Annotated in this window: 27 protein-coding genes and 1 tRNA gene; 16 read left to right on the plus strand and 12 right to left on the minus strand. The window is 69.9% G+C overall.

The window, feature by feature from the left end; translation table 11 throughout:
* The first annotated feature begins 80 nt into the window (after nt 1-80).
* From ACO06I_RS04550 to ACO06I_RS04570, 5 genes are all read left to right on the plus strand, one after another.
* Nucleotides 81-635, plus strand: a complete 555-nt coding sequence (locus ACO06I_RS04550; protein WP_421931416.1) for a hypothetical protein — start codon at nt 81-83, stop codon at nt 633-635.
* 83 nt (nt 636-718) lie between these two features.
* A complete protein-coding gene (locus tag ACO06I_RS04555; protein ID WP_421931417.1) occupies nt 719-1,063 on the plus strand; it encodes a hypothetical protein in 345 nt (114 codons plus the stop codon).
* A gap of 126 nt (nt 1,064-1,189) precedes the next feature.
* Nucleotides 1,190-1,681, plus strand: a complete 492-nt coding sequence (locus tag ACO06I_RS04560) for a hypothetical protein (RefSeq protein WP_421931418.1) — start codon at nt 1,190-1,192, stop codon at nt 1,679-1,681.
* A gap of 31 nt (nt 1,682-1,712) precedes the next feature.
* Entirely contained in the window at nt 1,713-2,111 is a 399-nt protein-coding gene (locus ACO06I_RS04565) for a hypothetical protein (RefSeq protein ID WP_421931419.1), read from the plus strand.
* Nucleotides 2,108-2,503 carry a hypothetical protein gene (locus ACO06I_RS04570; protein ID WP_421931420.1) on the plus strand — a complete coding sequence of 132 codons (396 nt, stop codon included), beginning with the start codon at nt 2,108-2,110 and terminating at the stop codon, nt 2,501-2,503. The genes ACO06I_RS04565 and ACO06I_RS04570 overlap by 4 nt, the downstream gene beginning before the upstream one ends.
* On the opposite strand, the gene epmA is transcribed toward ACO06I_RS04570, so the two are convergent.
* Complete coding sequence (gene epmA, locus ACO06I_RS04575; protein ID WP_421931421.1) at nt 2,500-3,546, minus strand: EF-P lysine aminoacylase EpmA; 1,047 nt, start codon at nt 3,544-3,546, stop codon at nt 2,500-2,502. The two genes, ACO06I_RS04570 and epmA, sit on opposite strands and share 4 nt — an antisense overlap.
* A gap of 107 nt (nt 3,547-3,653) precedes the next feature.
* Here epmA and efp point away from each other — a divergent pair, with 107 nt between their 5' ends.
* Both efp and ACO06I_RS04585 read left to right on the plus strand, forming a co-directional pair.
* Nucleotides 3,654-4,223, plus strand: a complete 570-nt coding sequence (efp, locus tag ACO06I_RS04580) for an elongation factor P (protein ID WP_421931422.1) — start codon at nt 3,654-3,656, stop codon at nt 4,221-4,223.
* A gap of 9 nt (nt 4,224-4,232) precedes the next feature.
* Nucleotides 4,233-4,322, plus strand: a tRNA-Ser gene (locus ACO06I_RS04585).
* A gap of 2 nt (nt 4,323-4,324) precedes the next feature.
* Here ACO06I_RS04585 and ACO06I_RS04590 read toward each other — a convergent pair.
* The gene (locus ACO06I_RS04590) at nt 4,325-4,678 is read right to left on the minus strand and encodes a response regulator (RefSeq protein ID WP_421931423.1); all 354 of its coding nucleotides are present in this window, start codon (nt 4,676-4,678) and stop codon (nt 4,325-4,327) included.
* A gap of 17 nt (nt 4,679-4,695) precedes the next feature.
* Complete coding sequence (locus tag ACO06I_RS04595; protein ID WP_421931424.1) at nt 4,696-6,324, minus strand: sensor histidine kinase; 1,629 nt, start codon at nt 6,322-6,324, stop codon at nt 4,696-4,698.
* 158 nt (nt 6,325-6,482) lie between these two features.
* On the opposite strand from ACO06I_RS04595, the gene ACO06I_RS04600 reads away from it, so the two are divergent.
* The 6 genes from ACO06I_RS04600 to ACO06I_RS04625 are packed head-to-tail and all read left to right on the plus strand — an operon-like array spanning nt 6,483 to nt 11,342.
* The gene (locus ACO06I_RS04600) at nt 6,483-7,457 is read left to right on the plus strand and encodes a septal ring lytic transglycosylase RlpA family protein (RefSeq protein ID WP_421931425.1); all 975 of its coding nucleotides are present in this window, start codon (nt 6,483-6,485) and stop codon (nt 7,455-7,457) included.
* 39 nt (nt 7,458-7,496) lie between these two features.
* Complete coding sequence (tmk, locus tag ACO06I_RS04605) at nt 7,497-8,144, plus strand: dTMP kinase (protein ID WP_421931426.1); 648 nt, start codon at nt 7,497-7,499, stop codon at nt 8,142-8,144.
* Nucleotides 8,137-9,135 (plus strand): DNA polymerase III subunit delta', encoded by a 999-nt coding sequence (locus ACO06I_RS04610; RefSeq protein ID WP_421931427.1) that lies wholly within the window; start codon nt 8,137-8,139, stop codon nt 9,133-9,135. The genes tmk and ACO06I_RS04610 overlap by 8 nt, the downstream gene beginning before the upstream one ends.
* 7 nt (nt 9,136-9,142) lie before the next feature.
* Complete coding sequence (locus tag ACO06I_RS04615) at nt 9,143-9,919, plus strand: TatD family hydrolase (RefSeq protein ID WP_421931428.1); 777 nt, start codon at nt 9,143-9,145, stop codon at nt 9,917-9,919.
* Nucleotides 9,916-10,740, plus strand: coding sequence for an MBL fold metallo-hydrolase (locus ACO06I_RS04620; RefSeq protein ID WP_421931429.1), 825 nt, complete (start codon nt 9,916-9,918; stop codon nt 10,738-10,740). Before ACO06I_RS04615 ends, ACO06I_RS04620 begins: the two co-directional genes overlap by 4 nt.
* Complete coding sequence (locus ACO06I_RS04625) at nt 10,740-11,342, plus strand: formyltransferase family protein (protein WP_421931430.1); 603 nt, start codon at nt 10,740-10,742, stop codon at nt 11,340-11,342. The genes ACO06I_RS04620 and ACO06I_RS04625 overlap by 1 nt, the downstream gene beginning before the upstream one ends.
* On the opposite strand, the gene ACO06I_RS04630 is transcribed toward ACO06I_RS04625, so the two are convergent.
* On the minus strand, nt 11,339-12,703 hold the full coding sequence (locus ACO06I_RS04630; RefSeq protein ID WP_421931431.1) for a flavin-containing monooxygenase: 1,365 nt from the start codon (nt 12,701-12,703) through the stop codon (nt 11,339-11,341). The genes ACO06I_RS04625 and ACO06I_RS04630 overlap by 4 nt on opposite strands.
* A 336-nt stretch (nt 12,704-13,039) precedes the next feature.
* Between ACO06I_RS04630 and folE the strand changes: the two genes are divergently transcribed.
* Genes folE through ACO06I_RS04645 form a run of 3 tightly spaced genes read left to right on the plus strand, consistent with a single transcriptional unit; the run spans nt 13,040 to nt 14,923 of the window.
* Nucleotides 13,040-13,660: a GTP cyclohydrolase I FolE gene (folE, locus tag ACO06I_RS04635; RefSeq protein WP_421931432.1), complete on the plus strand. Its 621-nt coding sequence runs from the start codon at nt 13,040-13,042 to the stop codon at nt 13,658-13,660.
* Entirely contained in the window at nt 13,657-14,346 is a 690-nt protein-coding gene (locus ACO06I_RS04640) for an RNA polymerase sigma factor (protein WP_421931433.1), read from the plus strand. Before folE ends, ACO06I_RS04640 begins: the two co-directional genes overlap by 4 nt.
* 58 nt (nt 14,347-14,404) lie before the next feature.
* Nucleotides 14,405-14,923 (plus strand): DUF4142 domain-containing protein, encoded by a 519-nt coding sequence (locus ACO06I_RS04645; protein ID WP_421931434.1) that lies wholly within the window; start codon nt 14,405-14,407, stop codon nt 14,921-14,923.
* 429 nt (nt 14,924-15,352) lie between these two features.
* Here the strand turns inward: ACO06I_RS04645 and ACO06I_RS04650 are convergent, their stop codons facing one another.
* The 8 genes from ACO06I_RS04650 to ACO06I_RS04685 form a co-directional block, all read right to left on the minus strand.
* Entirely contained in the window at nt 15,353-15,958 is a 606-nt protein-coding gene (locus tag ACO06I_RS04650) for a hypothetical protein (RefSeq protein ID WP_421931435.1), read from the minus strand.
* A 14-nt stretch (nt 15,959-15,972) separates the two neighbouring features.
* A complete protein-coding gene (gene cobA, locus ACO06I_RS04655; RefSeq protein ID WP_421931436.1) occupies nt 15,973-16,752 on the minus strand; it encodes a uroporphyrinogen-III C-methyltransferase in 780 nt (259 codons plus the stop codon).
* 1 nt (nt 16,753) lies between these two features.
* Nucleotides 16,754-19,429, minus strand: a complete 2,676-nt coding sequence (locus ACO06I_RS04660; protein WP_421931437.1) for a molybdopterin-dependent oxidoreductase — start codon at nt 19,427-19,429, stop codon at nt 16,754-16,756.
* Nucleotides 19,430-19,431: 2 nt separating this feature from the next.
* Nucleotides 19,432-19,773, minus strand: coding sequence for a nitrite reductase (NAD(P)H) small subunit (locus tag ACO06I_RS04665; RefSeq protein WP_304696921.1), 342 nt, complete (start codon nt 19,771-19,773; stop codon nt 19,432-19,434).
* On the minus strand, nt 19,770-22,232 hold the full coding sequence (gene nirB, locus ACO06I_RS04670) for a nitrite reductase large subunit NirB (RefSeq protein ID WP_421931438.1): 2,463 nt from the start codon (nt 22,230-22,232) through the stop codon (nt 19,770-19,772). The genes ACO06I_RS04665 and nirB overlap by 4 nt, the downstream gene beginning before the upstream one ends.
* An 11-nt stretch (nt 22,233-22,243) precedes the next feature.
* Entirely contained in the window at nt 22,244-23,467 is a 1,224-nt protein-coding gene (locus ACO06I_RS04675; protein WP_421931439.1) for a nitrate/nitrite transporter, read from the minus strand.
* Nucleotides 23,468-23,680: 213 nt separating this feature from the next.
* Nucleotides 23,681-24,742 (minus strand): CmpA/NrtA family ABC transporter substrate-binding protein, encoded by a 1,062-nt coding sequence (locus ACO06I_RS04680; protein ID WP_421931440.1) that lies wholly within the window; start codon nt 24,740-24,742, stop codon nt 23,681-23,683.
* Nucleotides 24,739-25,317 carry an ANTAR domain-containing response regulator gene (locus ACO06I_RS04685; RefSeq protein WP_421931441.1) on the minus strand — a complete coding sequence of 193 codons (579 nt, stop codon included), beginning with the start codon at nt 25,315-25,317 and terminating at the stop codon, nt 24,739-24,741. Before ACO06I_RS04685 ends, ACO06I_RS04680 begins: the two co-directional genes overlap by 4 nt.
* Between the last annotated feature and the right edge of the window lie 30 nt (nt 25,318-25,347).

Raw genomic sequence — 25,347 nt, forward strand, 5'->3', positions numbered from 1 at the left:
GATGCACGTTCGTCGACCGGTGTTCGATTGTGCTAGCGTCGGGGACGCCGAATGAACCGGCCGAAATGGGGGACCATCCGATGACCAAGCCGCTCCGCCTGCTGGGGGTCTCCCTGGCCGCCCTGGCCCTGGCCGCGCCCGCCGCCTGGGCCCAGCGCCCGATGGCGCCGATCCGCATCGCGCCGGCCCAGCCTTCGACCAACCCGCAGCTCCAGATGCCCAACGGCCCGATGACCAGCGCCGCCGATCCCATGGAGCTGCTCAAGCAGGTCAATCTGCTGCGCGGCCAGGTGGCGACCCTGCAGCAGCAGGTGCAGATCCTGCAGGGCCAGACCGCGGCCCAGGCCAAGGACATCGCCGGGCTCAACAGCGGCCTGAAGACCACCTCGGTCAACGGCTTCGCCAACGCTGGGAACATCCTGGCTGTGAAGTCGGACCTGGCGGCCGCGAAGACCGCCATGACGGCGGACCTGGCGGCGCTGAAGTCGAGCTTCAACACCCACCGGCACTACCATAAGTTCGCCCACCAGGACGGCAGCGGCCACCAGATCATCGACACCATCGCCACCACGGAGCCCACCTTCACCTGCAAGAAGGGCAATAACGGCGACTATATCTGCGTCGCTCCCAACTAGGGCCCCGGCCCTCGCGGCCCCTCGGGAAAGGGCCTAGCCTCTCCCTCGCGGGGCGCGGCCTCGCGTCCGATCTGGAGGTTTGCATGCGCCAGTACCTTCGCGTCGCCCTGGGCCTGGGGCTCCTGACCCTAGGCGCCGCCCCCGCGGCGGCCGGGGTCTATAACGGGCCGGGACAGTACGTCGTGGTCTACAGCACCTATGTCGTCGGCCGCGACGACCGAAGCGGCAATCCGACCGAGCACTATTACGGTCCGATCGAGGGACCCTTCGCCACCCGCCCGGCCTGCGAGGCCCGCGTCGCGGAACTGAGAGAGCAGCAGAAGGCGCGCAACGTCCTGGACGGGACCGCCCTCTTCATGTGCTACGCCCTCGACGCGCCCATGGCCGCCGACTCCGGCGTCTGGTGGCAGCCGCGGCGCAACGACTAGGAGTCATCGCCACCCAGGGGCCCCGGCCCCGACCGGCGGGGCGGGGTGTCCACAATTCGGGTTATCCCTCGCTTGTCAGGTCCCGGCGCCTGACGGACCCTCCTTTCCAAACGCGGGAGGTTGGTCATGCGCCGTCTGGTGGGTCTTCGTAAGGCGGGGCTCGTGGCCCTGGTCGCCCTGGCGCCCCTGGCGGCCCAGGCCGCGACGCCGGTCCCGGCCGCCTGCCTGGCGCTCAAGTCGGGGGCCGAGGCGACGCTGTCATCCACCTCCACCGCCGCCCTGGGGCCGGTCTCCTATCCGGGCCAGGCCGACGCCCCGGGCTGCACCATCACCTTCACCGGGTCCGGCAAGGTGTTCGGGACCAGCTTCCAGGCGGTGGCCGCCAAGCTGGACGCCATGATGCAGGGGCGCGGCTGGGCGCCGGACAACAACGCCGCCGCCGACGGCCCCACCGGCACGGCCATGGGCTATCGCAAGGCCGCCCAGGCCGTGGCCGTCAGCGTCAACTACAGCACCCCCAAGGGGGTCTGCCCGTCGGACGCCCCGGTGGCCAGCTGCCATCCGACCGCGGCGCAGATGCGCTACACCATCACCCTGGGCCTGACCCCGGCCTCCTGAGCCGCCGCCCGAACTTCCTGGAGAGACGACAATGAAGCGGCTTCTGCTGGCGGCGACCCTGCTCGCCCTGACCACCGGATCCAGCGCCTCGGCCATGGGCGGGGCGGGGATCATCCTGGACCCCAAGTGCCTGGCGGACGCCGCCTGGGCCGTGGACCCCACCGCCGGTCCCATCCGGTTCTTCGGCTGCCGCCCGGCCTCGGAGATCCCGGCGCCCGACGCCGACGGCTTCACCACCTACACCAAGCCCCTGGTCAACGGGACCGACGGCGGTTTCACCCGGGTCAAGCTCATCACCCTGAAACAGCCCAACATCGTGGTCTTCAACGTGCAGGACAACGGCGGCGGCAGCGGCACCATGTCGGTCACGGTCACCGGCGTGCCGGGGCCGGACGGCGTCATGGAGACCGCCGGCCTGACGGCGCAATGATGGGGCCCCTGATCCTGACCGCCGGCCTGGCCCTGGCCCTGCAGGGGAGCGCCGCGGCGCCCTATTACGAGGGCGTGGCCCGCGACAGCCTCGGCGCCTGGTCCTTCACCTCCGGCGAGGTCCGCACCCAGGGGACCGTGAAGACCACCTCGGTGGGGACCCTCTACGACACCCCGACCCCCTTCAACGGCCTTCCGACCCCGGTGGCCTGGTCGACCCATCAGGTGGCCTTCGACTGCCAGGCCAGGACCGCGACCTTCCTCAGCGGGGCCAACTACGCCCTCGGCGGCGGCCTCATCAACGCCGCCCAGCCGAGCCCGGCCGCCCCCTGGACCGACTACACCAGCGGCTTCCAGCAGCTGGCGGCGCAGGTCTGCGCGATGAAGCCCTAGGGGACCGGGGTCCAGATGACCTGGTCGATGCGCGACGCCCCGGTGGCCAGCATCACCAGGCGGTCGAAGCCCAGGGCCGCGCCGCTGGCCTCCGGCATCACCGCCAGCGCCGCCAGGAAGTCCTCGTCGATCGGATAGCGCTCGCCGTGGACCCGCTGCTTCTCGTCCATCTCGTCGGTCAGTCGGTCACGTTGTTGGTCAACGTCGGTCAGTTCGCCAAACGCGTTGGCCAGTTCGACGCCGCACGCATATAATTCAAATCGCTCGGAAACTCGGGAGTCTCCCGGCTTCGGACGCGCCAGGGCGGCCTCCTTCGTCGGGTACTCGTAGAGGATGGTCGGTCGGCCCATCCCCAGGTGCGGCTCGACCTTCTCCACCAGAACCCGTGACACCATATCGGACCAGGTGTCGTCGGCCGCCGTCCGGATCCCCCGCTCGGCCATTTGGCCCGCTAGCGCCAAGGGGTCGACTGTTCCATCCGCGGAGACCGACACGAAGAGGTCGATCCCGGCGTGCCGCTCGAAGGCCTGCGCCACCGTCACCCGCTCGGCCTCCGCATAGGGGTCGCAGGCATGGCCCCGGAACCGCAGGGACTCCGCTCCCACCGCCTCCGCCGCCAGGGCCAGCAGGGCTCCGCAGTCGTCCATCAGCGTCTCGTAGGGCGCCTCGGCGCGGTACCATTCCAGCATCGTGAACTCGGGATGGTGCAGGGGCCCGCGCTCCCGGTTGCGCCAAACCTTCGCGAAATCAAAGATCTGCGTCTCGCCCGCCGCCAGCAGCTTCTTGCAGGCGAACTCCGGGGAGGTGTGCAGATAGAGCTGCGACCGTTGGCCGTCCGTCGTGATCGCCTCGGTGGCGAAGGCGTGCAGGTGGGCCTCGTTGCCCGGCGAAACGGCCAGGGCCGCGGCGTCCACCTCGGTGAACCCCTGGCCCTCGAACCAGCCCCGGATCGCCCTCTGGATGGCGTTGCGGGCCAGCAGGAAGGGCCGCCGGTCCTGATGGTTCTCGGGCCGCCACCAGGGCGAGGGCAGGGGGCTGGTCAAGGTCGCGGCTCCAAGACGCTGGCGATCCTGGCCCGGATCGCTATAGGAGCGCAGGAACCTAGCACAACGCGCCGGCCGATGGCCCGCGCGACCAAAGGACGAATGACTTGCCGAAAGTAGCCGCCAGCTCCCTCCGCAAGGGCTCCGTCGTCGATATGGACGGCAAGCTCTACGTGGTCCTCAGCGCCGAGAACATCCACCCCGGCAAGGGCACCCCGGTGACCCAGCTCAACATGCGCCGCATCTCCGACGGGGTGAAGGTGTCGGAGCGCTACCGCACGACCGAGCAGGTGGAGAAGGCCTTCGTCGACGAACGCGACCACACCTTCCTCTATCAGGACGGCGACGGGTTCCACTTCATGAACCCCGAGAACTACGACCAGCTGACCGCCACCGAAGATGTCGTCGGCGACGCCGCCCCCTATCTGCAGGAAGGCATGACCGTCCAGCTCTCGACCCACAACGAGGTGCCGATCGCCCTGTCCCTGCCGCGCCTGGCCACCTTCGAGATCGTCGACACCGAGCCCTCGGTGAAGGGCCAGACCGCCTCGTCCTCCTACAAGCCCGCCGTGCTGTCCAACGGCCTGCGCACCATGGTCCCGCCCTATATCGCGCCGGGCACCCGGGTTGTGATCCTCACCGAGGACGGCTCCTACGTGGAACGCGCCAAGGACTAGTCCGGACCAGGACGGGTGGCCGAGTGGTTTAAGGCAGCGGTCTTGAAAACCGCCGTGGGTGAGAGCCCACCGTGGGTTCGAATCCCACCCCGTCCGCCATCCTAGCCAGCCAGGACACCGTTGATGGTCGCCTGCAGCTGGCGGTCGGAGACCGGCTTGAACAGCACCGCCGAGGGGTGGTCCATCTGGATCCGCTCCATGGTGGCCGGCTCCCGCGAGCCGGTGACGAAGATCATCTTCGACCCCACCGTCGCATTGATCGCCAGGGCGGCGTCGACCCCGTCCTTCAGCCCCCGCAGGCGCATATCCATCAGCACCAGATAGGGCCGGTGGGCCTGGGCCAGGCTGATGGCGTCCTCCGCGGTGGCGGCGACGGCGCAGACCGTCAGACCCATGTCCTCGACCTGAAGCCGCAGGCCCTCGGCGATCAGGAACTCGTCTTCCACGATCAACACGCACGCATTCAGGTCGCTCACGGCGCCACCGGCGCTGGCGCGCGGATCTCGCAGCGCGTTCCGTTCTCGGCCTGCACGGTCATCGTTCCTCCCAGTTGGGCCACCAGGCCCTTGATAATGCGGGCGCCGAGGCCCGCCGGCGCGGCGGACTCATCGACGCGATAGCCCTGGCCGTTGTCGGCCACGATAAGGGCGACCTGCCCATCCTCGCTGCGCTCCAGGAGGACATCGATGCGTCCGGTCCCCGTCGGGAAGGCGTGTTTGAGGGCGTTGGTCACCAGTTCGGTCACCAGCAACCCGAGGGGGATCGCGAAGTCGAGGCCAACCTCCAGCGGGGCGGCCTCAACCTTGAGCTGGATTCCCCCGGCCGCGCCACCCTCCACCACATTGGCCGACAATTCCTGCAGGAAGGGGGCGATATCGAAGGTGCTGAGGTTCGGCGAGCCCATCAGCTGGTGATGCACCAGGCCCAGGGCGTAGACCCGACTGCGGAGGCCCAGAACCGCCTCGCGGGCGGCGGGGTCGGCGAGTTCGCGGGCCTGCATGATCAGCAGGCTGTCGATGACCTGCAGATTGTTCTTCACCCGGTGATAGACCTCGCGCAGCAGCAGGTCGCGCTGGGCCAGGGCGGCGGTGCGGGTCTCCACCATCGCCTCCAGGTCCCGCTTGGCGGCCTCCAGCGCCGCCAGGGCCTTGTGTCGCTCGTCGATATCCTCCACCACGCCGACCGACAGGAGGGGGTCGCCCGTCTCGGGGTCGCGGACGATCGATCCCGACAGCCGGCCCCAGATCGGCTGGCCATCCCGCCGCAGGTAGCGCTTCTCGCGGTGATAGGTGTCGATCTCGCCGGCCAGCAGGCGGGCGTAGCCCGCCCTGCCGTCCTCCAGGTCCTCCGGCCAGGTGAATCGCCAGCCGTCCTGGCCGATCAGGTCCTCCGGCTCGTAGCCCAGCATATGGGCGAAGGCCCGGTTGACCCGGATGAAGCGGCCGGTGAGCGGATCGGTCTGGACCTTCCCCACCGCGGCGGCCTCGAAACTGGCCCGGTACTCGGCTTCGTTGCGGGCCAGGGCCTGCTCCGCCAGGGAGCGCTTCGCCAGGGCCTCGGTAAGTTGCAGGTTGGCCGCCTGCAGTTGGGCGGTCCGGTCGGCGACCCGGCGCTCCAGCTCGAGATTGGCCGCCCGCACCTGGGCCTCGCTCTCCCGCAGACGGGCGGCGGTCTCCCCCTGCTGGGACACGGTGGCGGCGAGCTGGAGGTTCAGCTCGGCCAACTGGCCGGCGGAGGGCAGGGCGACCACCTTGGGCAGCAGCGGCCAGAGCACCACGGCCGTGGCGATGGAGAGCAGGGCGGTCACCAGCTTGATCAGCCCCTCGATCCCGTAGGACGGGACCCATAGGGTGAGGATCGACATGAGGTGGGTTGCGCCGCAGGCGACGATGAAGGCCACGAAGAGATAGGCCACCCAGCCGTATTCCAGGTCACGCCGGCGGCCGACGAAGGCGGCGATGGCCAGGGGGATGGAGAAGTAGGCCAGGCCGATAGCCGCGTCGGAGCCCGCGTGCAGGGCCACCAGGCCGGGCGCCCAGCTCAGACAGAAGCCGTGCGGGGTCAGGCCCGACGGGTTCAGCAGCCATTCCCAGAACGTCATCGGCAGACCTCGCAACGGGCGACTCGGGCCCCAGGAGGCGCGATCCACAACCTTAACGGATTAACCATCCTCCTTAACCGCAGTTCAAAGCCTTGGCGCGCATGGTCGCGGGCAAGAACCGTGCGCTGGGGGGCGCTCGGGAAGAAGGATCTGCGACCATGTTCGCCCATCGCCACAGCGCCGTCGGGCGCAATCTCGTCCTCATCCTGATGTCCAGCGCCGCGCTCGCGGCCTGCGCCACGCCCCACCCGCGCCTGGCCAGCAAGCTGCCCGGCGTCACACCCGGGACGGCGCCCTCGGGGGCCGGGGGCCGATACAAGGTGGGATCGCCCTATCAGGTGGCGGGCGTCTGGTACGTCCCCCATGAGGATCCGCAGTACGACGCCACCGGGGTCGCCTCCTGGTACGGCGACGAATTCCACATGAAGCCGACCGCCAATGGCGAGATCTTCGACATGCACGCGGTGTCGGCTGCGCACACGACCCTGCCGCTGCCGTCGATCGTCGAGGTGACCAACCTCGACAACGGCAAGAAGATTCAGGTGCGGGTCAATGATCGCGGCCCCTTCGTCGGCGGCCGGGTGATCGATCTGAGTCACGAGGCGGCGCGCCAACTCGGTTATGACCGCAAGGGCCTGGCCAATGTGCGGGTGAAGTATATCGGCCCCGCCACCCTGGGCGGCCCGGACACCGGCATGCGCTACGCCAGCAACACCACGCCGCCGCCGGCCCTACCGGCCTATGTCCCGCCGCTGCCGGCCTATGCGCCGCCCACCCCGGTGGCGGTGGCCTCGGCGAGCCTGCCGCCGATCACCGGGGCGGCCATCGCCCCCACCCAGATTCCGCCGGTCTCGTCCGCGGCGCCCGTGTTCAGCGGCGCGCCGAAGGTCGCGGCGGCCAGCGCCTACCGGGTGCAGGCCGGCGCCTTCAGCGACCCGGCCAACGCCCAGCGGGTCGCCAACCAGCTTTCCGGCGCCGGGGTGGCCACCATCGAGCCCCTGCAACGCGCCGACGGGGTGACGCTCTATCGCGTCGTCCTGCAGGGGGGAGCCGACGAGGGCGAGGCCTGGGGCCTGCGCGACAAGGTCGCGTCCTACGGCTTCGCCGAGGCCCGGGTGCTGCGTCCCTTCTAGGGTTCTGGACAAACGGCGCGGAGCCGCCATGTTGCGCCGGTGGCGCGCGGCAGGTTCATCACGTTCGAAGGCGGGGAAGGGGCGGGGAAATCCACCCAGGTCCGGCGCCTTGTCGCGCGGCTGGAGGCGGCCGGGGTCGAGGTGGTCGCCACCCGTGAACCCGGGGGCTCGCCCGGCGCGGAGGCCATTCGCGCGCTGGTCCTGACCGGTTCGGCCGATCGCTGGAGCCCGATCACCGAGACCCTGCTGATGTACGGCGCGCGCCGCGACCACATCGAGCGCACCATCACCCCGGCCCTGGAGCGCGGCGCCTGGGTGGTCTGCGACCGCTTCGCCGATTCGACCCGCGCCTATCAGGGCGGGGCGGGCGACGTGGCGCCGGAGCTGATCGCCGCCCTGGAGACCCACGTGCTGGGCGCGGTTCGACCCGACCTGACCCTGGTCTTCGACCTGCCGGTGGAGGTTGGACTGGCCCGGGCCGAGATGCACGCCACCGCGTCCGGCCACGCCGAGACGCGGTTCGAGTCCAAGGGCCTGGCCTTCCACGAGCGCCTGCGCGCCGCCTTCCGCCAGATCGCGGCGGCCGAGCCGGAGCGCTGTGTCCTGGTGGACGCCGCCGGAACCCTCGAGGCGGTGGAGACCGATGTCTGGGCGGCGGTGTCGGATCGGTTGCGCCCCCATGGCTGACGAGATTCCCCATCCCCGCGACGTCTTCCGCCTGCAGGGGCACGAGGCGGCGGAAGAGGCCTTCGAGGCCAGCCGCGCGCGGGGCCGGCTGCACCATGCCTGGCTGCTGACCGGCCCCGAGGGCGTGGGCAAGGCCACCTTCGCCTATCGCGCCGCGCGCCGGCTGCTGGGGGCCGCGCCCGCCCCGGACTACGGGATCCTGGGGGCCGATCCCGCAGATCCGGTCAGCCGGCAGATGATGGCCCGCTCCCATCCCGACATCCTGGTGCTGGAACGGGTCGGCGAAGACGGCAAGCCGCGCAAGGTCATCCCGGTGGACGAGGCCCGCAAGCTCTCGGAGTTCTTCTCCAAGTCCCCGGCCAGCGCACCGCACCGGGTGGCGATCATCGACGCCGCCGACGACCTCAACGCCAACAGCGCCAACGCCGTCCTCAAGACCCTGGAGGAGCCGCCCCCCAGCGGGGTGCTGCTGCTGGTCTCCCATTCGCCGGGCCGTCTGCTGCCCACCATCCGCTCGCGCTGCCGCAGGCTGGGCTTCCACGGCCTGCCCGAGGCCGCGACCGCCGCCTTCGTCCAGGCCCACACCCAGGCCAACGCCGAGGACGCCATCCGCCTGGCGCGGATGTCGGGCGGAGCGCCGGGGCGGGCCTGGGCGCTGGCCAACGCCGGCGCCGTGGCCATCGACGACGCGGCCAAGGAGCTGCTCCGCGACCTGCCGAAGATCGACGAGGCCGCCGCCCTGTCCCTGGCCGACAGGTTCCGCGGCGGCGAGGGGGCGAACCAGTTCAACCTGCTGTTCGAGCGCCTGGCCGAGCGGGTCCACGCCCAGGTTCTGGCCCAGGCCAATGAGGGCTATGGCGCCCTTGATCGCTGGGCCTCGGCGTGGGAGACGCTGCAGCGCCTGCCGCGCGACGTCGAAGCCGTGAACCTCGACCGCACGGACGCCCTCTTCACGGCGCTTTCCGAACTGCGTGACGCCGCGCGCGCCTGAGCCCGTCATGCTGATCGATAGTCACGTCAACCTGCACGCCCCGCAATTCGACGAGGACCGCGAGGCGGTGATCGCCCGGGCCCGCGCCGCCGGCGTCGGGTTGATGGTCAACATCTGCGACAAGATCCCGAACTTCCCCGCGGTTCGAGCCCTGGCCGATCAGCCGGACATCTGGTGCACGGTGGGCGCCCATCCGCACGAGGCCAAGGACCATACCGACCTGACCGCCCGGGCCCTGACCGACTTCGCCGCCGATCCGCGGGTGGTGGGGATCGGGGAGACGGGACTGGATTTCCACTATGACCTCAGTCCCCGCGACATCCAGGCGGCCGTCTTTCGGCAGCACATCGCCGCGGCGCGCGAGACCGGCCTGCCGCTGGTGGTCCACACGCGCGAGGCCGATCAGGTGATGGGGGACATGCTGGAGGAGGAGCACGCCAGGGGCGCCTTCCGCATCCTGATGCACTGCTACACCTCCGGCGCGGAACTCGCGGCACGGGCCGCGGCCCTGGGCGCCTGGTTCTCGGTCTCGGGCATCGCCACCTTCAAGGCCGCAGAGGACGTGCGCTCCGTCGTGCGCGACATGCCCGCCGACCGGATCATCGTGGAGACTGACTGCCCCTATCTGGCGCCGGTTCCCCATCGCGGACGCCGCAACGAGCCGGCCTATCTGCCCGATGTCCTGGTCAAGCTGGCGGAGATTCGCGGCTGGTCTCGGGACGAGGCCGAGGCGCGGACCGAGGCCGCCTTCTTCGCTCTGTTCAACCGGATTCCCCACCCGTGAGCGGCGTGCTGGAGTTCACCATCCTGGGCTGCGGCTCCTCCGGCGGCGTGCCGCGGGCCGACGGCGACTGGGGCGCCTGTGATCCCGGCAATCCGAAGAACCGCCGCCGCCGCTGCTCCCTGCTGGTGCGCCGTCCCGGGGAGAGCCCTGAGAGCTCCACCACGGTGATCGTCGACACCTCGCCCGACCTGGTGGGGCAGACTTCCGACGCCGGTGCGCGGCGGCTGGACGCCGTGCTGTTGACCCACGACCACGCCGACCAGATCCACGGCATCGACGACATCCGCGCCTTCGCCCTGGGCCAGCGGACGCGGATTCCCTGCCACAGCGACGCGGCCACCGCCATCTCGGCCCGTCGCCGCTTCGGCTACATCTTCGAGGGGGAGGGCGGCTATCCCCCCATCGCCGACCTGCAGCCGATCCCGCCGCACGGCGAGCCCTGGCACGTGGACGGCCCCTCGGGCGTGATCCCCGTGGTCACCTTCGACCAGGACCACGGCCTGGTCCGCTCGGTGGGCTACCGGTTCGGTGGCGTGGCCTATTCCAGCGACGTGGTGGACTTGGACGACGCGGCTTTCGAGGCCCTGAGCGACCTCGACGTCTGGATCGTCGACGCCCTGCGCTGGCGGCCGCACCCGACCCACGCCCATGTCGAGCGCACCCTGCACTGGATCGAGCGCCTGCGGCCCCGGCGCGCCATCCTCACCAACATGCATATCGACCTGGACTACGAAGACCTGAAGGCGCAGTTGCCCGAGGGGGTCGAGCCGGCCTATGACGGCCTGCGGTTCGAACATGAACTGGGCGGCAGATTTCTTTGATGATACCGCCTCTTAAGCTGGGCTTTCTCGCTTCCCGCAACGGCTCGTCCATGCGCGCCGTGGTGGCGGCGATCGCGGCGGGCGCCCTGCCTGCCGAGGCGCGGCTGGTGGTGAGCAACAACCGCAAGTCCGCGGCCCTCGAGTTCGCCCAGGCCCACGGGATCGAGAGCCTCTGCCTGCCGACGGAGAAGGATCCCGAGGCCGCCGACCTGGCCCTGCGCGACGCCATGGCGGCCGCCGGGGTCGAACTGATCGTGCTGTCGGGCTACCTGCGCAAGCTGGGGCCGGCGACCCTGGCCCGTTACCGAAACCGCGTCCTCAACATCCACCCCGGCCGCCTGCCCGAGTTCGGCGGGGAGGGGATGTATGGCCGGCGCGTGCATGAGGCGGTGATCGCCGCCGGCGTCCCGGCCAGCGGAGTCACCATCCACCTGGTGGACGAGGAATACGACCGAGGCCCGATCCTGGCGCGCCGGGACCTGGCCCTGAACCCGGGTGAGACCGCCGACAGCCTGGAGGCGAGGATCACCGCCCTGGAGCCGCTGTTCTTCGTCGAGACCCTGCAGGCCATCGCCGCCGGCGGGCTGGTTCTTCCCGGCTAGGCCGCCGTGAGACCGGCGCGGGCCGGAACGGGCAGGGAGTTTCCCGCCGCCCGGGCGCGCTTCTCGCCGCGGGCGATCTCCCGGTGCAGGTCGTCGACATAGGTCCCGAAGTCGACCTGAATCGTGTGGCGCTTGGACTGGTAGTACTGACCCAGATGGGTCTGCTCGTCCTTGGCGATGATCGTCTCCATCTCGGCGGGCGAGGGCGGCAGGTAGCGGCCAGCCAGATAGGCCGCGGCCAGCTTTGTCTGCTGCTCGGCGAAGTTCACCAGGGTCGGCAGGGGCTGGGCCAGGGCCATGTAGAACAGGTTCGGCACGCCGGGCTTCATCATCCGTTTGAACAGGGGCAGGCGGTGATCGGCGTCCGGAACCAGGTCCGGATCGTCGAAGAACGGGAAGCGCATGTCGTAGCCGGTGGCGAAGACGATGGCGTCCACCTCCTCGACGCTGTCGTCGGCGAAGCGGACCCGCTTGCCCTCCAGGGCCTTGATGGCCGGCTTGAACTTGATGTCGCCGCAGCCGGCGCGGGTGAGGAACTCGCCGCTCACCGAAGGATGAGCTTCCAAGGGCTCGTGATCGGGCTTCGGAAGGCCATAGTCCTCCATGTTTCCAAGGGTTTTCTTGATCACCCTGCGGGCCATGGCCAGGCCCAGCTTGCGGGGCATCCAGGACGGCATGGCCGACTTGTCCGCCGGCTTGCCGTTCATGTATTTCGGCAGCACCCAGACGCCGCGGCGGGCCGAGACCCAAAGGTTCTTGGCGATGGGCCGCTGGGCGAGCTCCGAGGCGATGTCCATGGCCGAATTGCCCATGCCCACCACCACGACGTTCTTGCCGCGCATGTCGACCGGATCGAAGGGGTCGGAATAGGCGTGGCTGTGGAAGGCCGGGCCGTCGAACTCGCCCGGATATTCCGGGATGCGCGGGCTCCAGTGGTGGCCATTGCAGACGAAGAGCACGTCGTAGGTTCTTGTTTCACCTGTGGAAAGCGTCACCGACCACAGGCCGTCCGGCGTGCGCCGCGCCTTTTCGACCCCGGTGTTGAAGGTGATGGTCTCCCGCAGGCCGAAGTGGTCGACATAGTCCTTGAAGTACTGCAGCAGCTGGGCGTGATGCGGGAAATCGGGCCAGTCGGCCGGGACCGGGAAATCCTCGAAGGCCAGGCGCCATTTCGAGGTGTCGATGTGCAGGCTCTCGTAACAGGCCGACATGCCGTTGGGATTCTTGAAGTACCAGTTTCCGCCGATGTCGTCGGACACCTCGAAGCAGTCGTAGGGAATGCCGAAGTCCTTCAGCCGCTTGGCGGTCGTGAATCCGGAACATCCGGCGCCGATGATGCAGGCCTTGGGCAGTTGGCTCACGGCGGAACTCCTGGTCTTCTGTGCGGCTGGGAAGCCTAGGCAGCGGGCCTGGGGCCGTCAAAGGTCACCCGACGGCATGCCGCAACGCCATCTTCCGATTTCCGATAATATTCCTTAGGCGAGAAATGGATGTATCGGCCAGAGGGACGAGATCGTGGCCCTTCCCGATGGACGTTTGGCGATCCGCCTCAAGGGCCGCAGCATGCGCGACCGCACCTTCGATAAGCTGCGTCGCGTCACCGAGGCGGCTTCACCGCACCAGTTTGATCTGCGGCCGGGAACCTCAACGCGTCAGCGCCGTCCAATGGGCGCAGCACGCCACACGAGGAACCCACTATGGACTTTGGCCCACAACCCCTGACCACGCTGGCCGAGCGACCGACCCCCGCCGAAATGGAGGCTGCGGTTCGCACCTTGATCCTGGGTATCGGCGAAAATCCGGACCGTGAGGGCCTTCTCCAGACTCCTGCGCGCGTGGTGCGCGCCTACAACGAATGGTTTGCAGGCTATAACCTTGATCCAACCGCTGTCCTCGCTCGGAGTTTTGAGGACACGGAAGGCTATGACGACACCGTCGTATTGCGCGATATCCCCCTCGTCTCGACCTGTGAACACCACATGGCGGCGATTACAGGCGTGGTGCACATCGCCTATCGACCGGCGGGGCGAGTCGTCGGCGTCTCCAAACTGGCGCGGCTGGTCGACGTTTTCGGTCGTCGCCTACAGATCCAAGAGCGCATGACCCGGCAACTCGCCCTGACGCTGGAGGGAGCGTTGGAGCCAAAGGGTGTCGGGGTGATCGTCGCCGCGCGCCATGCCTGTATGACGACGCGCGGTGTAAACCATCCAAACGCCCTGATGGTGACCCGCTGCTGGCGAGGCGCCTTCAAGACCGACCCCGCCTTGCGCCTAGAGGCGTTCGGGGCCGAGTATGGCGGCTCGACGGGGGTCGCATGACGCTGAGCAACCACGATCTGCCGGTGGATGTCGACCTTGTCTTGGCCGACCGGCTTAAGGCTCGCGACCCCGAAGCGGTCCGCGCCTTCACGCAGGCCAATAATCAACGCCTGTTCAGAACCGCCTGGGCGATCCTGAAAGATCGGGCCGAGGCCGAAGACGCCGTGCAGTCCGCCTATCTGAAGAGCTTCGCCGCCATGGCTGAGTTTCGAGGGGGCTCGCAACTCAGCACCTGGCTAACGCGGATCTTGATCAACGAGGCTTTGGAACGGCGTCGGCGGCTGGCCCGCGCCCGCGCCAACGCGGGGGAGCAAGTGGTGATGCTGGAGGTCTACAAAGCGAAGATGGCTGGCGGATCGACCGCCGACACCCCCGAGGCTGCGCTGGCCCGCGAGCAAATCCGCCGGCTGCTGGAGGCGGCGATAAGCGACCTTCCAGAGGATTTCCGGCTGGCCTTCGTGCTCGGAGACGTCGAGGGCCTCAGCACCGAGGCGATGGCGGATTTGCTGGAGATCCCCCTCGGAACGGTCAAGACCCGTCGGTTGCGAGCGCGCCGTCGACTTCGCGAAGCCTTGGGCCCGGAAATGCGCGCCGCGCTGGCGGGAACCTTTCCCTTCGCTGGGGCCGCCTGCGAGGCGATGACAGTGCGTATCGTGCAAGCGGTTTGCCGGCCCAGGGAACCATAGCGGCCGATCGCCATCCAATGGGTCGAGGCGCAAAGGGCGCCCGATCCGGAGACCTTCGATGAAATCCCTCACCACGCTCGGCTTTATGCTCGCCTTGCTCTTGCCAGCCACCGCCATCGCGGCCGCCACGCCAACTGACCCCCAGATTGCCCACATCGCCTATACGGCTGGCGAAATCGACATCAGCGTCGGCAAACTCGCTATCACCAAGGCCAAGAGCCCAGCTGTCAGGGCCTTCGCCGAAGAGATGGTTCGCGACCACGCTGCGGTGAACGAGCAAGCTCTGGCGCTGGTCCGCAAACTTGGCGTAACGCCAGAGGACAATTCGACCAGCCAAGGCCTGGTCAAGGCCGCGATTGCCGAGCGGGCGAAACTCGCGGGGCTGAGCGGCGTAGCCTTCGATCGCGCTTATGTCGCCAACGAGATTGCCTACCACGGGGCCGTGAATGGCGCGCTGTCAGACGTCCTTATCCCCAACGCCAACAATGGCGAGCTTAAGAGCCTGCTACAGACCGGGCTGAAACTGTTCTCCGAGCACCAGGCTCATGCCGAACATCTTGCCGGTCAAATCAAGTGACGTCTCGTCGCCTCGCTTCGCATGCTGTGCTCTGCGCCGTTGTCGCAATCGTTCTGGGGGCGGCTTCGCCGCCCCCTAAGGTGATCCTCCTGCAGAATATGGCATTTGGGCCCGCACCGGCGGGATTGAGGGTTGGGGACCAGGTCACGTTTCGCAATCGGGACATCTTCCAGCATTCGGCGACGTCCCGCGACGCTAGCTTCGACCTAGACCTGCGGCCTAAGGGTGAGGCGACCGTGCGCCTGTCAAAGGCCGGCACGGTCCGTGTCTACTGCCGCTATCATCCCGGCATGACGCTCACTCTGAAAGTCACCCCCTCCCCCCGTCGAGCGCTGCCCTGACATGTCTAAATGGCAGCCAGCGCGACATTTCTAACCGGCATAGACAATGGATGCGGCGATCCCGGGCGCCCTGGCTCTCCAGTGCCCCTCAGCGCGGATATTGGTCCACCAGGGACAGCCTGGGCACGCGGGCGTTCCGGGCGATCACCGCGCCGGGCGCGATCACCGCATTGGCCCCGACCCGTGCGCCGTCCCCCAGCAGCGCGCCGAACTTGTCGACGCCCGTTTCGATCACCCGACCGTCCACGACGATCCGGATGGCCTTGTCCTCCAGCTCGTTGCGGTAGTTGGCGACGATGGCGCCGGCCTCGATATTGACCCCGGCGCCCAGGATGGAGTCGCCGACGAAGTTCAGGTGCGCCAGCTTGGAGCCCTTGAACATGAAGCTGGTCTTCAGCTCCGCGCCCGGCCCCACGATGCAGTCCTCGTCCAGGAAGGTCCCGCCGCGCAGATAGGCGCCGGCGGCCACGAAACAGCGCGGACCGATGATGGCGGGCCCCTTGACGAGCGCGCCGGCCTCGACAGTGGCCGAGGCGTGGATCGCGACGTCGCCATTAACCACATAGGGGGCCGCCAGGCCGGCGATGGCGGCGCCGATGTGGGCCTCCGCCGCCTGGGTCACGGTCCAGGGCGGGTCTGTCAGGCGCCCGAAGGTGGAGGTCCGCCAGCGGTCGACATAGGCGGCGATGTCCATGCGGGCTCCGGGACTCAGGCGGTGCGTCGCTCCAAGCTTGATCCGCCCAGGGCCAAGCTGTCGAGGGCGCCGTCGGCCAGGGCGGCCACCTCCCCCACCACGATCAGCACCGGCCCGCCATGGGCCGGCGCGCACAGGGGCCCGAGGCCCTCCAGCCGGCCGCTGGCGAGGCGCGCCTGCGGGCCGCCGGCGCTCTCCACCGCCAGGACCGGGGTCGAAGGCGCGCGACCGGCGGCGATCAGGGCCTCACTGAGGGCCTGGGCCGCGCCGCCGCCCATATAGATGGCCAGCGTCGCCTCCGGATCGGCGGCGGCGCGCCAGTCCAGGGCCAGCTTGCCGGCCTCGAGCCGGGCGGTCGTGAACACCACGCGGCGCGCCTGGCCGCGATGGGTCAGGGGAAAACCGAACTGGGCCGCCGCCGCGCAGGCCGCGGTGACGCCCGGGACGATCTGGACCGGCACCCCGTGGCCCTGCAGGAAGGCGCGCTCCTCCCCCACCCGGCCGAAGATCGACGGATCGCCGCCCTTCAGCCGCACCACGCGCAGGCCCCGGCGGGCCAGGCGCAGCATCAGGCGGTTGATGGTCTCCTGCTTCATGCTGGTTCGCCCGGCGCGCTTGCCGGTCTGGATGCGCAGGCAGCCCTGAGGCGCCAGGGTGAGGATCTCCTCCCCCACCAGGGCGTCATAGAGCAGGGCCTGGGCGCTCTCCACGGCGCGCAGGGCGCGGACCGTCATCAGGTCGACGGGACCCGGACCCGCGCCCACCAGCAGAACCTCTCCGATGTCATATCCCATGTCATGCGGCATCCTGGGTCTCCCGAACGGGGGTGAAGGCGGCGAGGCGGCGGGCGATCTCGGGCCGGCAGGACCCGCAGTTGGTCCCGGCCCCTGTGGCTGCGCCAACGGCCTCGACGGTGGCGGCGCCGGCCAGGGCGGCCTGGTCGATGGTGCGGGCCGCGACCTTCAGGCAGGCGCAGACCATCGGGCCCTTGTCGATGACAGGACCGGGCGGGCGGCCGAACAGCAGGGTGGCGCGGGCCTCAGCCGGCAGGATCGCGGGCTCGAACAGCTCCGCCAGCCAATCGCGGGGCGGCAGGGCGCCGCCGGTGGCGATGAACAGCACCCGCTCCAGGCGGCCGCCGGCGATCCAGGCCTCGCGGCGCGCGCCAGTGGCGGGGTCGCCGTAGGTCAGCAGTTCCCCGGCCGGCTCGCCCAGGGCGCGGCGCAGGACCTCGCGCTCCGCCTCGTCACCGCGGCCGGCGAACTCGTGCAGGGTGCAGGCGGTCTGGGGGATTCGCCGCCAGATCAGCTCGGCGCCTTCGGGGGCCGCGAAGGCCTGGCGGGAGATCAGGAAGCCCTTCCAGGTCTCGCGATAGGCCCGCACCCGGGCCGGGGTGTGCTTGAACTCCGGCTGGCCGGAGGTGGGATCGATATTGGGGGCGATCAGGGAATTGGAGCGGCCCGAGGGGGCGTAGGCGTCGGTCCAGTGCATGGGCATGAAGACCCCGCCCCGCCGCTGGCGGTCGGTGAGGCGGGCGATGGCCACCGCCTCGCCGCGAGCCGTCTGCACGCGGGTCAACGCCCCCTGCCCCACGCCGACGGCGGCGGCGTCCTCGGGGTGAATCTCGACGAAGGGCTCGGGCGCATGGCGCCACAGGTCGGCCGCCAGGCCTGTGCGGGTCAGGGTGTGCCACTGGTCGCGGATGCGGCCGGTGTTGAGGGAGAGTGGATAGGCCGGGTCGCAGGCCGTCGCCGGCCCCTTGGCCTGGACCGGGACCATGTTGGCGCGGCCGTCGGCGGTCTGGAAGCGCCCGTCGGTGAACAGGCGTGGCGTGCCGGCCCGATCGGAGCCCACCGGCCACTGGACGGGGCGAAGGTCGTCATACTCATCGCGGGACAGGCCCACGAGGCCCGCCAGATCGAGGGTGCGGTCCGTGTTCTCGAAGGCGGTCAGGCGCGCCCATTCGCGGAACACGCTGGCCTGGCTGGTCCAGGCGAAGGCGTCGCCGAACCCCATGGCCTCGGCCACCTCGGCGATGATCCGCCAGTCCGGGCGCGCCTGACCGGGCGCCGGGAACAGGGCGCGCTGGCGGGAGATGCGGCGCTCGGAATTGGTGACCGTGCCGTCCTTTTCGCCCCAGGCCAGGGCCGGCAACTTCACGTGGGCGAAGGCCATGGTGTCGGTGTCGGCCATGCAGTCGGAGACCGCCACGAAGGGGCAGTTGGCCAGGGCCTCGCGAACGCGGGTGGCGTCGGGCATGCTGACCGCCGGGTTGGTGGCCATGATCCAGATGGCCTTGATGCGCCCGTCACGCACCGCCTCGAACATGTCGACGGCCTTGAGACCCGGCTTGGCGGCGGTTTCGGGCGCGCCCCAGAAGCGGGCCACGCGGGCGACGTCGGCGGGGGCGAAGTCCATGTGGCCGGCCAGCGTATTGGCCATGCCGCCGGTCTCGCGCCCGCCCATGGCGTTGGGCTGGCCGGTGATGGAGAAGGGACAGGCGCCAGGCTTGCCGATCCGGCCGGTGGCCAGGTGGGCGTTGAGGATGGCCAGGCCCTTGGCGACCCCTTGAGCCGACTGGTTGGCGCCCATGGAGAACAGGCTGACGGTTTTTGGGGTCTCCGCGAACATCTGGAAGAAGGTTTCCAGGTCGCCGAGCGCCAGGCCGCAGTCGGCGGCGACGGCCGACGGGGACTGGTCGGCCTCGCAAAGCGCGGCCTCCACGGCGGCAAAGCCGTTCACGTGCTCGGCGATATAGGTCCGGTCGATCGCGCCGCGGCGGATCAGGTCGGCCAGCAGGCCGTTCCACAGCCGCACGTCGGTCTGCGGCGCCAGGGCCAGGTGCAGATCGGCCACCTCGGCGGTGTCGGTGCGGCGCGGATCGATGACGACGTGCCGCTGCCCCCTGCCCCGCGCGGCCTCCATGCGCCGGAACAGCACCGGATGGGTCCAGGCGGCGTTGTGGCCGCTGAACACCACCAGGTCGGCGAGATCCAGATCCTCATAGCAGCCGGGCACCAGGTCGGCCCCGAAGGCCTGCTTGTGGGCCGCCACCGCCGAGGCCATGCAGAGCCGGGAATTGGTGTCGATATTGCCGGAGCCGATGAAGCCCTTCATCAGCTTGTTGGCGGCGTAGTAGTCCTCGGTCAGCAGCTGGCCGGAGACATAGAAGGCCACGGAGTCCGGGCCGTGCCGGGCGATGGTCTGGCTGAAGCGCCGCGCCACGAGGGCCGTGGCCTCGCTCCAGCTGGCCTCGCGCTCGCCAATCATCGGGGTGAGCAGCCGGCCCTCCAGACCCACCGTCGCCCCCAGGGCCGAGCCCTTGGAGCAGAGGCGGCCGGCGTTGGCCGGGTGACGCAGGTCGCCGCTCACCGCCAGGCTGCGGCCCTCGGCGCGCGCCTCGACGCCGCACCCGACCCCGCAATAGGGGCAGGTGGTGGCGGTCGCCGGGGTCAGGGCGCCGTCGGCCATGGCTAGATCCTGTCGAGACGCAGCAGCAGGCGGCCGTCGCGCACCTCCAGGGGGACGACCGGCGCGCAGCCCCCGCCCTTGTCGGCGCCGACCCCCTCCCCGGTCGCCAGGTCGATGACCCGGCCGTGCAGGGGGCAGGTCACCGACTGGCCATGGACGATGCCCTGGCTCAGCGGGCCGCCCTTGTGCGGGCAGGCGTCCATCAGGGCGAAGACCGCCCCGTCGCCGGTGCGGAAGATGGCGACATCGCCCCGGGGACTGGGCAGGCGGCGCGCGCCGCGGCGGGGAATGTCGGTGACGGCGCCGACATCGATCCAGACGGGTTCTCGGACGATGGCGTTCATGCGGGTTCGAACTCCAGGCGGCGGCTGAGGGGGGTGAATTCGTCGGTGTGGCGCCCCGCCACCCGCTCGGCCCACGGGTCCATGCGGGCGAAGCGCTGGGAATAGGCGAAGCGGTCGTAGAGCGCCCGGCGGTCGTCCGGATCGGCGAGCGCCGCCTTGATGGCGTCCAGGCCGACGCGATCCATCCATTTGTAGATCCGCTCCAGGTACCAGCCCTGCTCCCGATAGAGTTGGACCAGGGCGCAGATGGTCCAGACGGCCTCGTCCTCGGTGCCGACCTTGGTGAGGATCTCCGTGCCGCGGATGTGCAGGCCGGCCGCGCCGCCGACATGGATCTCGAAGCCGGAGTCGACGCAGACCACGCCCACGTCCTTGCAGGTGGCCTCGGCGCAGTTGCGGGGGCAGCCGGAGACCGCCAGCTTGACCTTGGCCGGGGTCCAGGACCCCCACATGAACTTCTCCAGCCGGATGCCCAGGCCCGTGGAGTCCTGGGTCCCGAACCGGCACCAGTCGGAGCCGACGCAGGTCTTCACCGTGCGCAGGCCCTTGGCGTAGGCGTGGCCGGAGACCATGCCCGCCGCGTTGAGGTCGGCCCAGACGGCCGGCAGGTCGTCCTTCTTGACCCCCAGCAGGTCGATCCGCTGGCCGCCGGTGACCTTGACCGCGGGGATCGAGAACTTGTCGGCCACGTCGGCGATGGCGCGGAGCTCGGCCGGCGAGGTCATGCCGCCCCACATCCGTGGGACGACGGAATAGGTGCCATCCTTCTGGATGTTGGCGTGAACCCGTTCGTTGATGAAGCGCGACTGCTTGTCGTCCTGATAGGCCCCCGGCCAGGCGCAGAGCAGGTAATAGTTCAGCGCCGGCCGGCACGAGGCGCAGCCATCCGGCGTGCTCCATTCCAGGGCCTGGTGGATGGCCGGCATCGACTTCAGCTCGCCCTCGAGGATGGCCCGGCGGACCACGTCGTGGGTGTGGCCCGTGCACTTGCACATCGGGGCCGGGCCGGTCTGGACCTGGAATCCGTCGCCCAGGGTCAGCTTCAGAAGCTTCTCCACCAGCGGCGTGCAGGAGCCGCAGGAGGCCGAGGCCTTGGTGACCGCGCGGACCGCGTCGAGGGTCGAGAGCCCCTGCCCCGTGATGGCGCCGGTGATCTGGCCCTTGCACACGCCGTTGCAGCCGCAGACCTCCTGGTCGTCGGACATGGCCGCAACGGCCGAACTAGGGTCCAGGCCCGACAGGCCCTCCGTGATGGCCTGACCGAAGATCAGGGTCTCGCGGATGCCGGTGACATCGGCGCCCTGGCGCATCAGGTCGAAGTACCAGCCGCCGTCCGTGGCGTCGCCGAACAGCACCGCGCCGGCGACCTTGCCGTTCTCCAGCACCACCCGCTTGTAGACCCCGCGCCCGGCGTCGCGGAACACGATGTCCTCGCAGGCCTCGCCGCCGGCGAAGGCGCCGGCCGAGAAGACGTCGACGCCGGAGACCTTCAGCCGGGTCGAGAGCATGGAACCGCCATAGGCGCTGGCCTCGTCGCCGGTCAGGGCGGCGGCCAGGGTCTTGCACATGTCCCAGATGGGGGCCACCAGGCCGTAGGCGACGCCCCGGTGTTCGGCGCACTCCCCCACCGCATAGATGTCCGGATCGTCGGTGCGCATCTGGTCGTCGACCACCACGCCGCGGCCGACCGCCAGCCCCGCCGCCTGGGCGAGCGCCGTATTGGGTCGGATCCCCACGGCCATCACCAGGATCGAGCAGGGCAGGACCCGGCCGTCGGCCAGCTTCAGCCCGCTGACCTTGCCGTCCTCGCCGAGGATCGCCTCCGACTGGGCCGAGAGCACGGTCTCCACCCCGCGTTGGGCCAGGGCCTCGGTGAGCAGGAAGCCCGCGGCGCTGTCGAGCTGGCGCTCCATCAGCACGTCCATCAGGTGGACGACGGTGGCCTTCATGCCGCGCTTGGCCAGGCCGTAGGCGGCCTCGAGGCCCAGCAGGCCCCCGCCGATCACCACGGCCGCGCCACCGGCGTCGGCGGCGGCCACCATCTGATCGACGTCGTCGAGGTCGCGGAAGGTGACCACGCCCCTCAGGTCGGCGCCCGGCAGCGGCAGGCGCACCGGATCCGAACCGCTGGCGAGGATCAGCCGGTCGTAGGGAACGACGAGCCCGCCCTCGGCCGTGACCGTCTTCGTCGCCCGGTCGACGCCGGTGACGGCCCGTCCGGCGTGCAGGGTGATGGCGTTGTCGCGGTACCAGGCCTCGTCATTGATGACGATGTCCTCGAAGGCCTTCTCCCCGGCCAGGACCGGCGAGAGCATGATGCGGTTGTAGTTCACCCGCGGCTCGGCCCCGAAGATGTTGATCTCGTAGCGGTCGGGGTCGCGCTTGAGGATGTCCTCCACCACCCGGCAGCCGGCCATGCCGTTGCCGATGACGACGAGTCGTTGCTTGAACGCTTGCATGGTGATGCCCCTCAGACCCGGACCGGCATGGAGTCGGCGGGCGCCAGGGTCGGCCAGACAGCGCGCCAGTGGTTCTTCAGGCTCGTCAGGGCCACCAGGGCGAAGAGGGCCAGGGCCGCGAAGCCCAGGAAGCCCAGCTGGTAGGAGCCGGTCAGCTTCTTGGCCAGGCCAAGGGTCGAGGCGAGATAGAAGCCGCCGATCCCGCCGGTCATGCCGATGAACCCGGTCATCACCCCGATCTCCTTGCGGAACCGCTGGGGGGCGAGCTGGAAGACCGCGCCATTGCCGGCGCCGAGGGCGGCCATGCTCAGCAGCAGCACCGCCAGGGCCATCCAGGCGCTGGGCATCTGGAAGCTGGCGGTGGCCAGGCCCACGGCGGCGAGACCCAGCACCACGATCAGGGTCCGTACCCCGCCGAAGCGGTCGGCCAGGGCCCCGCCGACGGGCCGGACGAAGGACCCGGCGAAGACGCAGCCTGCGGTGAAGAAGCCGGCGATCACCGGGTCGAGGCCATATTCGGAGTTGAAGTAGATGGTCAGGGAGGACGACAGGCCCACGAAGCCGCCGAAGGTGACGCTGTAGAGCAGCATCAGCCACCAGGCGTCGGGAACCTTGAGCACTTCGAGGTACTCGCCGAGCCGCTTGGGCGCGGGTTGCTCGGGGGCGTCCTTGGCGAACAGCAGGTAGACCACGAAGGCCACCAGCAGCGGCAGCATGGCCAGGCCGATGACATTGGTCCAGCCGAAGGACTTGGCCAGCAGCGGCGCGAACAGGGCGGCCAGGGCGGTGCCCGAATTGCCGGCCCCGGCGATGCCGAGCGCCAGTCCCTGGTGTTCCTGGGGGTACCAGCGCGAGGCCAGCGGCAGGGCCACGGCGAAGGAGGCGCCGGCGACGCCCAGCAGGACGCCCAGGGCCAGGACCTGGTGATAATTGTGGACCCCCAGCAGCCAGGCGGTGGCCAGGCCGGTCAGGACGATCGCCTGTCCGATGAGGCCGGTGCGCTTGGGACCGATGCGGTCGACCATGACCCCAGCCACCAGGCGCAGCAGGGCGCCCGACAGCACCGGCACGGCGACCATCAGACCCTTCTGGGCGGGGTCGAGGTGGAATTCCTTGGCGATCGCCACGCCCAGCGGGCCCAGGAGCACCCAGACCATGAAGCTGAAGTCGAAATAGAGGAAGGCGGCGAACAGGGTCGGCGTGTGGCCCGACTTGAGGAAGGAGCGGCTCAACATGGACAAACCTCGGGTGAACGAGAGCGGCGACGGCGCCGTTGGGGTGACCGCATCCGAGCGGTCTTCTCGATCAGCCGCGAACCTCGTTGTCCGTGGGCCTGAGCTCATGACGCACTGCAACATGACTGCTGTCAGGCGTGGCGAGGGGCGCGCGGGGAAGTTCGCCCTACCCGCTCAATTTCGAGGCGCCCAAAGATGGGGTCTGGTGAAAGACTAGGCGGATCCCGCGGTCTTGCCGTCGAACAGCGGTCCAGGGGCCGGCAGGATCGGCGTGGCGAGTCCGGTGGCCCGTAGCGCCTCCAGCGCCAGGTCCGGCCGATAGACGGCCGTGGCCAGGCCGGCCGCGTCCACCTCCGGGCCGATCTGATTCCACCGGCGCATCTGGTCCAGGAACCAGCGGGCGTGCTCCAGGCGCGGCACGCTGGCGCCGTCGCGGTGGAAAACGAGCTCGTCGGCGATGGCGGGCGCGATGACGTCGGCCTCCGCGCCCACATATTCGGGGCGGCTCAGGAGGTCGGCGAGGTCGCGGTGATTTTCCGGGGCGTCGCACCAGGCCTGGGCCCGGACCAGGGCGCGCAGCAGGGCCTGGAGGTGTTGCGGCTCGCGCCGGGCGAACTCCGCCGTCACCCCCAGCACCTTGTCCGGGCCGGCGGGCCAGAACTGCGACGTGCGCAGCACCACCCGACCCAGGCCGCCACGGCTGGCCACCGTGTTCCAGGGCGCGCCGACGCAGATGCCATCCACCTGGCCGGTGCGCAGTTGCTCCACCATGCGCGGGGGCGGCACCACCACCAGGCGGACGTCCCGGTCCGGATCGACGCCGGCCGAGGCCAGCCAGTAGCGCAGGGCGTACATGTGCATCGAGAAGGGGAAGACGACGGCGAAGGTGAGCGGCGGCTCACCGGCGGCGCGGCCCTGGGCGATGAAGCCGGCCAGGGCCATCGCGGTCTCTTGCGGCGTCTCGGCGCCGGTGGGCAGGGCGTGGATCAGGCGGTTGGAGAGGGTGACGCCCGCCCCGTTCACCGCCAGGGCCAGGGGCGCCAGCATGGGCGCGGCCGGCTCGCCGATCCCGGCGGTGGCGGCCAGGGTCATGGGGGCCAGCATGTGGGCGGCGTCGAGCGCGCCCACCGCCACCTTGTCGCGGATGGTGGCCCAGGAGGCTTCCCGACTGAGGGCCACGTCCAGGCCCTCGGCGGCGAACAGGCCCCGGTCCTGGGCCACGATCAGCGGCGCGCAATCGGTCAGGGGGATGAACCCCAGGGTCAGGGCGCTCACGAGGCGTCTCCCTTCAGCACGCCCGCGAAGGTCAGCAGGTCGGCGGCCACCGCGCCGATCGGGCGGCCCTTGTCCATGGCGAGCTTCCGCAGCAGCTTGTAGGCGCCGTCCTCGTCCAGGCCGCGCTCCTTCATCAGCAGGCCCTTGGCCCGGTCCACCACTTTGCGCGACTCCAGATTGGCCTTGGCCTTGGCCAGGTCGCCGCGGAGCTGCTGCATCAAGGAGAAGCGGGTCATGGCCACTTCCAGGATCGAGCGCACCCGCCCCGGCGCCAGGCCATCGACGATATAGGCCGCCACCCCGGCGCGTATGGCCTGCTCGGCCAGGCCCGGCTCGGAGCGATCGGCGAACATCACCACGGGGCGGGGATTGGTCTCACCCGCCTCGCGCAAGCTCTCCAGGATATCGCGGTCGGCGCTGTCGCAGGCGATGACGATGATGTCGGGGGAGAATCCGGCCAGGGCCTCGGCGTCGAAGACCGCCGCCTGCCGGACCTCCAGGGGATCGACGCCCTGCAGGCCCTCGGCCACCAGCGCGGCGCGGGCTGGATCGGGATCAATAACGAGGACGCGCATGGGCCGCTTCTAGCTGGGGGTGAGCGGCGG

It is taken from the genome of Phenylobacterium sp. (genome assembly GCF_965229015.1).
In the GTDB taxonomy this organism is placed as follows: Bacteria; Pseudomonadota; Alphaproteobacteria; order Caulobacterales; family Caulobacteraceae; genus Phenylobacterium.

Bases quoted from the DNA above. Each gene is read 5' to 3' on its own strand.
- ACO06I_RS04550 (WP_421931416.1), top strand. From the start codon at position 81: ATGACCAAGCCGCTCCGCCTGCTGGGGGTCTCCCTGGCCGCCCTGGCC.
- ACO06I_RS04555 (WP_421931417.1), top strand. From the start codon at position 719: ATGCGCCAGTACCTTCGCGTCGCCCTGGGCCTGGGGCTCCTGACCCTA.
- ACO06I_RS04560 (WP_421931418.1), top strand. From the start codon at position 1,190: ATGCGCCGTCTGGTGGGTCTTCGTAAGGCGGGGCTCGTGGCCCTGGTC.
- ACO06I_RS04565 (WP_421931419.1), top strand. From the start codon at position 1,713: ATGAAGCGGCTTCTGCTGGCGGCGACCCTGCTCGCCCTGACCACCGGA.
- ACO06I_RS04570 (WP_421931420.1), top strand. From the start codon at position 2,108: ATGATGGGGCCCCTGATCCTGACCGCCGGCCTGGCCCTGGCCCTGCAG.
- ACO06I_RS04595 (WP_421931424.1), bottom strand. From the start codon at position 6,324: ATGACGTTCTGGGAATGGCTGCTGAACCCGTCGGGCCTGACCCCGCAC.
- ACO06I_RS04600 (WP_421931425.1), top strand. From the start codon at position 6,483: ATGTTCGCCCATCGCCACAGCGCCGTCGGGCGCAATCTCGTCCTCATC.
- ACO06I_RS04610 (WP_421931427.1), top strand. From the start codon at position 8,137: ATGGCTGACGAGATTCCCCATCCCCGCGACGTCTTCCGCCTGCAGGGG.
- ACO06I_RS04615 (WP_421931428.1), top strand. From the start codon at position 9,143: ATGCTGATCGATAGTCACGTCAACCTGCACGCCCCGCAATTCGACGAG.
- ACO06I_RS04625 (WP_421931430.1), top strand. From the start codon at position 10,740: ATGATACCGCCTCTTAAGCTGGGCTTTCTCGCTTCCCGCAACGGCTCG.
- folE (WP_421931432.1), top strand. From the start codon at position 13,040: ATGGACTTTGGCCCACAACCCCTGACCACGCTGGCCGAGCGACCGACC.
- ACO06I_RS04640 (WP_421931433.1), top strand. From the start codon at position 13,657: ATGACGCTGAGCAACCACGATCTGCCGGTGGATGTCGACCTTGTCTTG.
- ACO06I_RS04645 (WP_421931434.1), top strand. From the start codon at position 14,405: ATGAAATCCCTCACCACGCTCGGCTTTATGCTCGCCTTGCTCTTGCCA.
- ACO06I_RS04650 (WP_421931435.1), bottom strand. From the start codon at position 15,958: ATGGACATCGCCGCCTATGTCGACCGCTGGCGGACCTCCACCTTCGGG.
- cobA (WP_421931436.1), bottom strand. From the start codon at position 16,752: ATGGGATATGACATCGGAGAGGTTCTGCTGGTGGGCGCGGGTCCGGGT.
- ACO06I_RS04660 (WP_421931437.1), bottom strand. From the start codon at position 19,429: ATGGCCGACGGCGCCCTGACCCCGGCGACCGCCACCACCTGCCCCTAT.
- ACO06I_RS04665 (WP_304696921.1), bottom strand. From the start codon at position 19,773: ATGAACGCCATCGTCCGAGAACCCGTCTGGATCGATGTCGGCGCCGTC.
- nirB (WP_421931438.1), bottom strand. From the start codon at position 22,232: ATGCAAGCGTTCAAGCAACGACTCGTCGTCATCGGCAACGGCATGGCC.
- ACO06I_RS04675 (WP_421931439.1), bottom strand. From the start codon at position 23,467: ATGTTGAGCCGCTCCTTCCTCAAGTCGGGCCACACGCCGACCCTGTTC.
- ACO06I_RS04685 (WP_421931441.1), bottom strand. From the start codon at position 25,317: ATGCGCGTCCTCGTTATTGATCCCGATCCAGCCCGCGCCGCGCTGGTG.